At 53.9% G+C, this 9,379-nt stretch carries 7 protein-coding genes, 1 tRNA gene, 1 pseudogene and 1 riboswitch; of the genes and pseudogenes, 8 read left to right on the top strand and 1 reads right to left on the bottom strand.

Annotation, left to right across the window (positions count from 1 at the left end):
- The 3 genes and pseudogenes from J9892_RS17880 to J9892_RS17870 all read left to right on the top strand — a co-directional run.
- Positions 1-140, top strand: a pseudogene (locus J9892_RS17880) (IS1595 family transposase); the annotation flags it as partial.
- Positions 141-443: 303 nt separating this feature from the next.
- Positions 444-615: riboswitch (Lysine riboswitch) on the top strand.
- A gap of 87 nt (positions 616-702) precedes the next feature.
- Positions 703-2,283 (top strand): Na+/H+ antiporter NhaC family protein, encoded by a 1,581-nt coding sequence (locus J9892_RS17875; RefSeq protein ID WP_042016617.1) that lies wholly within the window; start codon positions 703-705, stop codon positions 2,281-2,283.
- An 85-nt stretch (positions 2,284-2,368) separates the two neighbouring features.
- Complete coding sequence (locus J9892_RS17870; protein WP_010674989.1) at positions 2,369-2,950, top strand: thymidine kinase; 582 nt, start codon at positions 2,369-2,371, stop codon at positions 2,948-2,950.
- 70 nt (positions 2,951-3,020) lie between these two features.
- Here the strand turns inward: J9892_RS17870 and J9892_RS17865 are convergent, their stop codons facing one another.
- Complete coding sequence (locus J9892_RS17865; protein WP_109113207.1) at positions 3,021-4,358, bottom strand: flavohemoglobin expression-modulating QEGLA motif protein; 1,338 nt, start codon at positions 4,356-4,358, stop codon at positions 3,021-3,023.
- A gap of 155 nt (positions 4,359-4,513) precedes the next feature.
- Here J9892_RS17865 and J9892_RS17860 point away from each other — a divergent pair, with 155 nt between their 5' ends.
- The 5 genes from J9892_RS17860 (at position 4,514) to J9892_RS17840 (ending at position 9,270) form a co-directional block, all read left to right on the top strand.
- Positions 4,514-4,969, top strand: coding sequence for a YbjN domain-containing protein (locus J9892_RS17860; protein ID WP_160839247.1), 456 nt, complete (start codon positions 4,514-4,516; stop codon positions 4,967-4,969).
- Positions 4,970-5,217: 248 nt separating this feature from the next.
- Positions 5,218-5,305, top strand: a tRNA-Ser gene (locus J9892_RS17855).
- 91 nt (positions 5,306-5,396) lie between these two features.
- On the top strand, positions 5,397-6,785 hold the full coding sequence (locus J9892_RS17850) for a site-specific integrase (protein WP_102948322.1): 1,389 nt from the start codon (positions 5,397-5,399) through the stop codon (positions 6,783-6,785).
- Positions 6,786-7,029: 244 nt separating this feature from the next.
- Positions 7,030-8,202, top strand: coding sequence for a tyrosine-type recombinase/integrase (locus tag J9892_RS17845; RefSeq protein WP_199763661.1), 1,173 nt, complete (start codon positions 7,030-7,032; stop codon positions 8,200-8,202).
- Positions 8,203-8,400: 198 nt separating this feature from the next.
- Positions 8,401-9,270: a site-specific integrase gene (locus J9892_RS17840; protein ID WP_246876704.1), complete on the top strand. Its 870-nt coding sequence runs from the start codon at positions 8,401-8,403 to the stop codon at positions 9,268-9,270.
- Positions 9,271-9,379: the final 109 nt, after the last annotated feature.

Genomic DNA, 9,379 nt, shown 5'->3' with positions numbered 1-9,379 from the left:
CAAGGCATCTTGCGGAATACTGCTTCCGGTTTAATCATCGTTTTGACCTCAAGAGCATGTTGGTTGAATTGGGGCATGCAGTCGTGGCAAGCCCTCCGATGCCATATCGGCTCTTGAAGCTGGCTGAGGGTCATGGGTAATCAGGAAATATTAAGGGAAGAACTGGTTTTTCGATAATTTATAGGGGTGATTGGCACCAAGTCAAGCCTGCCAAAATAATTAATTAGGCTGATAAATTAAGTCTTGAAATAGATATGAAGGATATTTTTATCCGTTTGACGGGCCAAGATCTTCGAATGGGCTCGTGTCAGATGAAAATATCGCCAGCGGAGTCTTTGATGAACCATTTGACTATCTTTGAAGATGTGGGTGCCTCAGAAACCTTGAAATTTAATCAAAAAACTTGCTATCACCCGGCGGCTCGATAAAATGTGCCGCGAATACCTTTAAGTAGAGGCGCGCTGCCTATGAGTAACCGAGCGGAGGGTGATGCCTGCGATGCTCGATGAAAGGAGTCGGCGCCGAAGTGACCAGGCCATCATACCGGGTTGCTGGTTCTGCATCTAATAGGTGCAGGACTGCCATAGTCATCCACTATGGAGCGCTACCTGAAGGGGCTGAGGAGTATACCCTCCCCATGGGTTTTGTTTCTTTGATCCTCTCGGTAGATCTCCACCTGTTGTCTTTAGGTGCAAAGAGATCATGGACATCGTTCATTACGCCGACTCCGGTTGGTCCGTCGTTCCCCCCCTGCTGGCCGTTGCGCTGGCGATCATCACTCGCCGCGTCCTGGTGTCGCTGGGGGTGGGCATAGTCGCAGGCAGCCTGCTGCTCAACCAGTTTTCTCCCCTTGCATCCCTGCATTACATGCTCGATACCGTGCTCAGGATCTTCTGGGTCGACGGTGCGCTCAATCGTGACAACGTCAACATGATCCTCTTCATGTTGCTGCTGGGCGGCCTCATCAGCCTGATGAGCGTCTCCGGTGCGACCCGGGCGTTTGCCGAGTGGGCGGAGCGCCGCGCCAAGACCCGCAAGGGTGCCAAGTCCCTGACCGGTCTGATGGTGTTCGCCTTCTTCATCGACGACTTCTTCCACAGCCTGTCGGTGGGGGCCATCTGCCGTCCGGTGACCGATCGCTTCCAGATCTCCCGCGCCAAGCTGGCTTATCTGCTGGACTCCACCGCCGCGCCGGTCTGTGTGCTGATGCCGATCTCCTCCTGGGGGGCCTACATCATCGCCCTCGTCGGCGGCATCATGGCGGCTCATGGTCTGACCGACCAGAGCCCCATCTCCGCCTTCGTCGAAATGATCCCCATGAACCTCTATGCGGTGTTCACCCTGATCATGGTGCTGGTGGTGATCGCCTTCCAGCTCGACATCGGCCCCATGCGTCAGCATGAGCAGTGGGCACTGGAGGGCAAGCTGTGGGACGAGTCCAAGGGGCGCCCCATCGGGCTCGACATGGAGAGTCCGGAAGAGAGCAATGGCGGCATGATTGACATGGTGCTGCCCATCCTGACCCTGACCCTGACCACCGTCTATTTCATGATTGACTCCGGGGCTGCGGTGCTGGCCGACAAGGGGCTGCCGTTCAGCGTGCTCGGCTCCTTCGAAAACACCAATGTCGGCTCCTCCCTGGTCTATGGTGCCCTGTGCAGCCTGGTGGTCTCCATCGGTCTGGCCATGCGCCTCAAGCTCGGGGCAAGCAACTGGATGAAGGCGGCTCCGCAGGGGATCATGGCCATGCTGCCCGCCATCAACATCCTGCTGTTCGCCTGGACCATCGGCGCCGTGGTGCGCGATGTGGAAACCGGCAAATACCTGGCCTCCCTGGCCAATGGCAATCTGCCGGTGGAAGTGCTGCCCGCCGTGGTCTTCGTGCTCTCCTGCGCCATGGCGTTTGCCACCGGCACCAGCTGGGGCACCTTCGGCATCATGCTGCCGCTCGCCGGCGACATGGCGGCCGCCAGCGACATCAGTCTGATGCTGCCCATGCTGGCCGCCGTACTGGCAGGGTCCGTGTTCGGGGATCACAGCTCCCCCATCTCCAGCACCAGCATCCTGTCTGCCACCGGGGCCGGTTGCCATCACATCGATCACGTGATGACCCAACTGCCCTATGCCCTGGCCATCGCCTTTGGCGCTGCGCTCGGCTACCTGGTGATGGGGCTGATGCACTCCGCGCTGGCCGGTTTCACCGTGAGCGGGCTCTGGTTCCTGATCTTCTCCGGTTACCATTTGCGCAAAGCCCGGGCGTATAGCGCCGTGGCAGTCGCATAAGAGAACAAGGGGCCTGCGGGCCCCTTGGTTTTGGCAGGGGCTTTGGTTAGCATGCGCCCCATCACTCCCGTTTCGGAACCCCATCATGGCTTCACTGCACTACAAATTTGCCACCATGAACTCAGGCAAATCGACCCAGCTCATCCAGGCCCACTTCAACTATCTGGAGCGTGGCATGTATCCGCTGGCCATGACGCCCGCCATCGACGATCGCTTCGGTGCCGGCGTCATCAGTGCCAGGGTCGGCCTTGAGCTGAAAGTGGAGGTGTTCAGCGACAGCTGCGATCTCTTCGAGATGGTCAAGGCGCGTCACGCAAAGCGGCACATCGATGTCTTCATCGTTGACGAGGCGCAGTTCCTGACCCGTGAGCAGGTCTACCAGCTCGCCCGCATCGTCGACGAGCAGGACATTCCGGTGATTGCCTATGGTCTCAAGACCGATTTTCGCGGCGAACTGTTCCCCGGCTCCTACCACCTGCTCTGTCTGGCGGACAAGTTCGAGGAGCTCAAAAGCATCTGCTGGTGCGGCAACAAGGCCCACATGAACTCGCGGGTCAACGAGGCGGGGCAGGTGATGCGCGACGGTGAGCAGGTGGAGATCGGCGGCAACGATCGCTATGTGTCGCTCTGCCGCAAGCACTATCTGGAAGGACGGGCCTTCAAGTAACCCGTGGCTGGCTCGTGCAGCCTGGACACCAAAGAGGGCGCCCATCTGGCGCCCTCTTTGTCTGTGGGTGTCAGTCGATCTCGATGTCGACAGGGGCGATGATGGGGTCTGCCGCCGGCAGGCGGTGGAAGAGCTGGCGAAAATGCTGCTGTACCCGGCCTATGTCCACCAGGGACATGCCGGAGGCGAAGCCGAACCAGACGTAGAGCCCGGTGAGGTCGCGAAACATGGGAGGGAGGTAGCGGGGGGCGTCGATGAGCCCCTCCAGATAGTGCTGATAGAGCACGGGGATGTCGTCCAGGGTCACCTTGCCGACGAACAGCATGGGCAGGATCTCCGGCACTCCCTCCAGCACGGCGCTGCGAATGAAGTTCACTGTCTCCACATAGCCCTTCACATAGGAGAGATCCTTGGTAAAGCAGGCGCCCCCCTCGACCATGCCTCCGCGAAACACCCGCTGGGTGATCTTGTAGGCGTCGTGCTCGCTGGCGCCCTTGGCCACGAAGTGGCGGAACACCTCAATGAAATCGGCGCCACGCTCCGCCATGTCGATGGCCATGACCCGATCCGAGATGCGCTTGGCCCTGTCCGGGAAGGAGCTGAACGTGAGGGTCTCGATGAGTACTGCCAATCCCTCCTGACAGGCGGTGATGCGGGGCGAGCCGGCGCCGAGCCAGGTGGCGTAAGATTGCTGGCGGCCGTTGAGGGTGGTGCCGACGTGAACCCAGCCTTCGTGTACCTCCAGCACCTGCAGATCGAGTTCCGAGAAACGGGCGTGGGAGTTGAGCTTGATGTAATCCCCCCCGGCGGCGGCATCGGAGACGATGCCATCGCTGAGCTTGACCTGGACTGTGCCGTCGCTGAAGTAGCTCGATAGCTTGCCTTGCAACCTCGCCACCGCGGCTTCCCCCTCGAACTCCTTGGGGTAGGGGCGCACCAGGTGGCGGGCGCCGGGCAGGGAGAAGATGTCGCACAATCTGGCCCCCAGCTCCTTCAGGGTCTTGCGATCCCCGCGCAGGTGATCGCTTGCCGAGCCGTAGAGCCGCTGACTGTAGCGCTGAAAGTCCGGCTGTCCGCGCTGGCGCAGCATCTCGATGACCACCATGTACTGATCCACCGTCTCTTGCAGGATCCGGCCGAGATCGTCCTGGGGGCCGAGGCGTCGGCGGATCCTGTCCCTCAGCTCCTTGAGCTCAAGGTACTTGTTGCGGGGATCGAACTCCAGAGGGAGGGATTCATAGAAGTGCCTGTCGATGGCGGGCAGTGCCTTGCCGCCACTTGCCAGAAAGTCGCTTTGCAGGTGACGGGGCCATTTGATGGCATCCAGGATGCGGATGGGTTTTTGCAGGGCGAGCAGTTCATCCGAGAGGGATTTGAGGTGCAGGCGATACTTTTCTTGGATGGTCATCGGGCTCTTTGGAGGCGAGTGCGCTACGAGAATGGCTGAGTATAGGCACAGGGCCTGTCAAAAAGAAGCGAGACGACGGGGATCCGGCCTGTGTGCTTTTGGTTGTCTGAAAATTGGTTTAGACTGCGCCCCTTGATCTCTACCGTGTCGTGAAAATGATGAATATCCCCAGCTCTGAAATGATAATGCGTTGGTTGCAACAGGCCCGGATCGAGCACTATGTGTGCGATCAGTGTCATGGCATCCACATGGTCTCCCTGCAGTCCGTCGAGGGCATCCAGGAGAGCCGGATCTTCGTGGAAGAGGAAGGGCTGCTGTTCTCATCCGAGCTGGAAGTGCGCCCCTCATCGCTGCTGCCCCTGGTGGCCGAACTGGGTCGTCTCAACATGCAATATCCGTCCCTCAAGGTGTTCCTCGACATCATCGATGACAACCTGCCACGCCTCGTTGTGGGTCACACCGTCTTTACCAAGGCGGGTCTCACCGTCGAGCAGTTCCTGCTGTTCGTTGAAAGCACCACGGCAGCCACCCATGAAGTGGTTTCCGAATGTGAACGCCTTGGCTTCCTCAATCTGCCGGAAATCCAGGTCGCACCGGAATCCGTTCACTGACCTCAGCACCTGAACTGTGCGTTTAATGTGCGAACGGTTCGCTGCGGCTAAAAAGCCGTTGACGGCGGCGGGGCTTTCCCCTAAATTACGCCCCGTTCCAGCGCAACGGCGCAGCGGACACCGTGTTGGCTGAACACGTTAAACCACAGACAAAAATTTGGTGCGGTATCCGAGAGGCTGCCCACCGACGAAGTCGGCAAGATGCACGCACAGCGCGCTCCGAAAGCCACTTCAAGCAGTAAAAATTTGGTGAGGTGTCCGAGTGGCTGAAGGAGCACGCCTGGAAAGTGTGTATACGGCAACGTATCGAGGGTTCGAATCCCTCCCTCACCGCCAAATTGATTGTGAATCAACCCCATGAATTTCATGGGGTTTTTTCGTTTCTGGAGGAGCGAAAAGGCCAGTGTCACTATGAGGTGTCACGATCATGCCGAGCTACCTGCTGAAAAACCGAAACGGAAACTACTACACCCGCATTCCGTTTCCCCAATCCCTCCGCCTGTTAGGCTGCCCCCTAGAGATCCGAGTCTCCCTGCTCACCAAGGATCGCAGTGAAGCCACGCTACGCAATCTGGTTGCAGCACATGGCATCAAGATAATGATGGGCAGATTACCCGCTCTCTTGAGGACTGACAGCCATCAGCCGACGACCCGTTTTCGAGACCTTATCGCGCCGGATCTGGCTCGCTTACGCCAACAACTGCTTTCCTCTGCTAACGGGCTTATTCAGTCGTCCCCACTTCCTTATAGTCAGCCCGATGACGTGTCAGCAGCATCCTGCTGCGACTCTCCAATGAGGGCATCGCAGTTACAGCCGTCTCTTGAGCCGATGCAGCACCTTGATCCGGTTACAGTGCCCAAGGCAATGGGCCAGTTGCAGGCTGAGTTTCTGGAGCGCAAATCGAATGAAAAAATCTCATCACGTTCGCTCCAGCAGCTCCAGACTCGTACAACAGCACTTATCAACGCTGTGGGTGGTGGCTTCTTCGTACAGGCTTTGAAATTCAGGCATGTAGATCAGTTTGTTCAGGAGCTGGCGACCAGTAAGGGACTGAAGACTGTGCGTGAATACAAGGCGGCCTGTACCCAGATGCTGAATTTTGCTGTGCAGATGGAATATACGGCCAAAAATCCATTTGATCAGGTCAAAATAAAATGTGCGCAGCCTACCCCACGACAGCGCTGGGAGCCCACCCAGCTCAGGGCATTGTTCAGCTCGGTAAACTTCACCCAGCACGCTTACAGCAACGTCGATGACTATTGGATACCCCTGGTACTACTACACACTGGCGCACGGCCTGCGGAGATCTGTCAGCTACGTGTCAGTGATGTGATGACCCAGGACAATATCGCTTGCCTCAACATTACCGACGAGGGAGAGGCGCAGTCGATCAAAAACGGCAACAGCAGGCGACTCGTACCCATCCATAGCAGGTTGATTGCGCTGGGATTCCTGCATTATGTCGAATTACGACGTAGGCAGGGCCATGTGCAGCTATTCAGTTGTACGGCTACAGGGGAGTTTGGCGAATGGACCAAAAATTTCGAGTGCCGCTTCTCCCGCTACCTGGGGAAACTGGGATTTGTGGCGGGGCAACGACCTACCGCCTATGGGTTCCGTCACACCGTTATTGATGAGCTGCAACAGCGTGATACACCCGAACATGCGGTGGCAGACCTGGCAGGGCATAGCAAAATTGGTTTTACCTATCGCCATTATGGAAAAAAATCCACAGTGCAGCGTTTGCAGGCTGTAGTAGAACAATTAGATTTTTCTGATGCGCTTAAATTTGTTCTCCCTCACCGTCCAGAATAAGATTATTAAATAATATAAATAATTTCATCTGGACTATTTATATTGTTTTTTCTGGTGATGAATGACGCACATTAGGAATATCTAATAACCTGTCTTAAATTCCACTGAAATATTAGTAAAAATGGATATTGACAAGCCTGAAAAAATGTGATTTTGCATGTTGACATGTCGTTTTGATGCGGTTAGTCTCACCGCAAATGACATGAGGGTGGAGTTAATGGCGTATAGAAAAAACAGGATGGCAATGACGATTGAAGTGGCACTAAAAAATAATGTTCTTATTATGAAGCCGGCATATGCGCCAGCTACATTTAAGGCTTTTCGTCGCAAATCTGAACAGCTGAATAAATGGATTGGTAGGCAGATTATCTCTGATGTGACCGCAACCGACATGGGCCTCTTTTTGGCTAGGTTGCATCAGGAATATAGTAACAAAACTGTAAATCACTATCTCTCAATCTTGCGGCAGATATTCACTCGGGCTGTGGACGATAGGCTGATTGCCATGAGTCCGATACAAAATATAAAAACGTGTAAAACATCTTCCAACGATCCCGATCCATTTTTACAGCATGAGATCCAGGCTCTGAGGAGTTGCGAGGAGCATTACCCGATTGAGGTGGCATTAATCACCCTGGGAATCGGTACTGGGCTGCGAATTAGCGAACTCATGGCTCTTACTGTCGAGTCAATTGATCTGAATAAGCAGCAGCTGTTTATCGATTTAGCGCTGGTGGATAAGGAATTTAAAATCCCAAAAACCAGGGAGTCAAAACGGGTCATTGAACTGTGTGGCTGGACTCTGAGCGCAGCCAAAACACTGGTTGAGTATGCCCATCAAAGACAACCTCAGTTAATTACTGTATTACAAGCGGACAATAAAAAATCTTTACAGATGTATAGAACCTTATTGGCGTATTCGCAGGAAGAAGATCGGCCCTATGTCTCTGTTGACGATTTTCGGGAGGCATTTTTTAGGCCCTATTGTGAACGAGTAGCTGTACGCTATCGAGGGCCTAGCCAATTCCGCCACACCTATGCGAGTCAGATGCTCACTGCGGGCGTCTCTGTAGAGCGGATTGCCCGTAAAATGGGGCTAACCAGTACCGCCATGATATATAGGCACTACGGGAAATGGATTGTAGAGGATGCACCTGATTATGATGCCGTTGAGGATACTGTGCTGGACCGCTGTTTTAATGGTTTTACGAAACTGGAACCAGCTACGATAGCTAAATCCGACGAGTCTCATCAGTGTTATGGTTCAGACACTGCGTCTATAGACGATAGTGATTCGAGAATACACGATATTTCCGTTAATAGCTCATCTACATTACATATGGATGATAGGCGGATGGCAGCTATACATAAATTGAGCCAGCGATGGGGAGTAGACAAAAACAATATATTCTTATAGGTCAAGTGGTTTTATTTAACTAACAACAAATCCACGATATAATACTGTATGCAATAATTCAATTATTGTAGTGATACCGTTCACTATCATTTTACGATAAACGTTACGTGAGGTGTTATCCTATATGGCTGGCGCTCATAACTGTTGCGTTAAGATAATAGATTTTAAATAGGGGCCGAAAAGAGCCCTAGGAGATATATGACTACCAAAAAGACTGAGTTTGAGTATACGAAGCTGGCTGAATTTTTTTACCAACGCCTTGAAAATAGGGCGATACCACTCACGGCAAAAAATATTTCTAATGAATTGCTAGCCTGTGCACCAGATTACCGACCAGGGTATTGGCGGAGACTGCGATGTGCTCTGGCATATCACCAGAATATGCTGGGCTATGTTGATGCTGCCGAGCGTATTCGGAGGGCGAAAAACCCTGTGACTGCACATGGTAGTAATTTATCAAAAAAATCCAGACAGCCCCGCGCGAGGGCGATCAATCAGGCAGATGAGGATGCTCTGAAATCATATTTTAACCAGCGTGGTGACATTAGTATGGTTTCTGCCATCCTCATTTTTAAAAACGCAGGTATTAGACCCGCAGAGCTTTCAGGTCTGAGAGTGGATGGAAATCGGCTTATTGTGACGGGCGCTAAAAAAAGCCATAGCGGACAACGGGGGGCAGACCGCACTTTACTGTTGGATGGCATCGATTCTGGCCTGCTCAGATATTGTGTCATGCAGGCGCAACGAGTAGACATTGGTGTGATGCAGGACAGGCTGCGGGCTGCTGGTAAAAAACTATGGCCTAGGCGTAGGGCTCTACCCACATTTTATAGCTGGCGTCACCAGCTCGGCTCTGAGCTCAAAGGTTCCGGAATGGACCGCCAACGTATTGCATATTTGATGGGCCATCAGGCCACTGGCTCTGTTGACCGTTATGGCAATAGGAAATTGGCTAGAGGTGGGCGACTGCCTAGCTGCCCTGCTGATGCCGATTTAAGCGGAATTCGTATGACTCACAGTCAGCTATCAGCGGATCATGTACAGAACCTTAAGCGGCAAGCGAATTAATAATACCGTCTAACGTGTTGTTTTGCTTGGATTTTCTCTGCCTACTCTTTTTGCCGTTTTTGGATAAATACACCATTGCCCACTCCAACTTCTCTGTTATTTCCTGCCA

Source organism: Aeromonas sp. Prich7-2 (genome assembly GCF_017939255.1).
Classification (GTDB): Bacteria; Pseudomonadota; Gammaproteobacteria; order Enterobacterales; family Aeromonadaceae; genus Aeromonas; species Aeromonas caviae.
This window is presented reverse-complemented; position numbering and strand designations above follow the sequence as displayed.

Excerpts from the sequence above, each read along its gene's own strand:
- J9892_RS17875 (WP_042016617.1), top strand. The coding sequence starts at position 703 with ATGGACATCGTTCATTACGCCGACTCCGGTTGGTCCGTCGTTCCCCCC.
- J9892_RS17870 (WP_010674989.1), top strand. The coding sequence starts at position 2,369 with ATGGCTTCACTGCACTACAAATTTGCCACCATGAACTCAGGCAAATCG.
- J9892_RS17865 (WP_109113207.1), bottom strand. The coding sequence starts at position 4,358 with ATGACCATCCAAGAAAAGTATCGCCTGCACCTCAAATCCCTCTCGGAT.
- J9892_RS17860 (WP_160839247.1), top strand. The coding sequence starts at position 4,514 with ATGATGAATATCCCCAGCTCTGAAATGATAATGCGTTGGTTGCAACAG.
- J9892_RS17850 (WP_102948322.1), top strand. The coding sequence starts at position 5,397 with ATGCCGAGCTACCTGCTGAAAAACCGAAACGGAAACTACTACACCCGC.
- J9892_RS17845 (WP_199763661.1), top strand. The coding sequence starts at position 7,030 with ATGACGATTGAAGTGGCACTAAAAAATAATGTTCTTATTATGAAGCCG.
- J9892_RS17840 (WP_246876704.1), top strand. The coding sequence starts at position 8,401 with ATGACTACCAAAAAGACTGAGTTTGAGTATACGAAGCTGGCTGAATTT.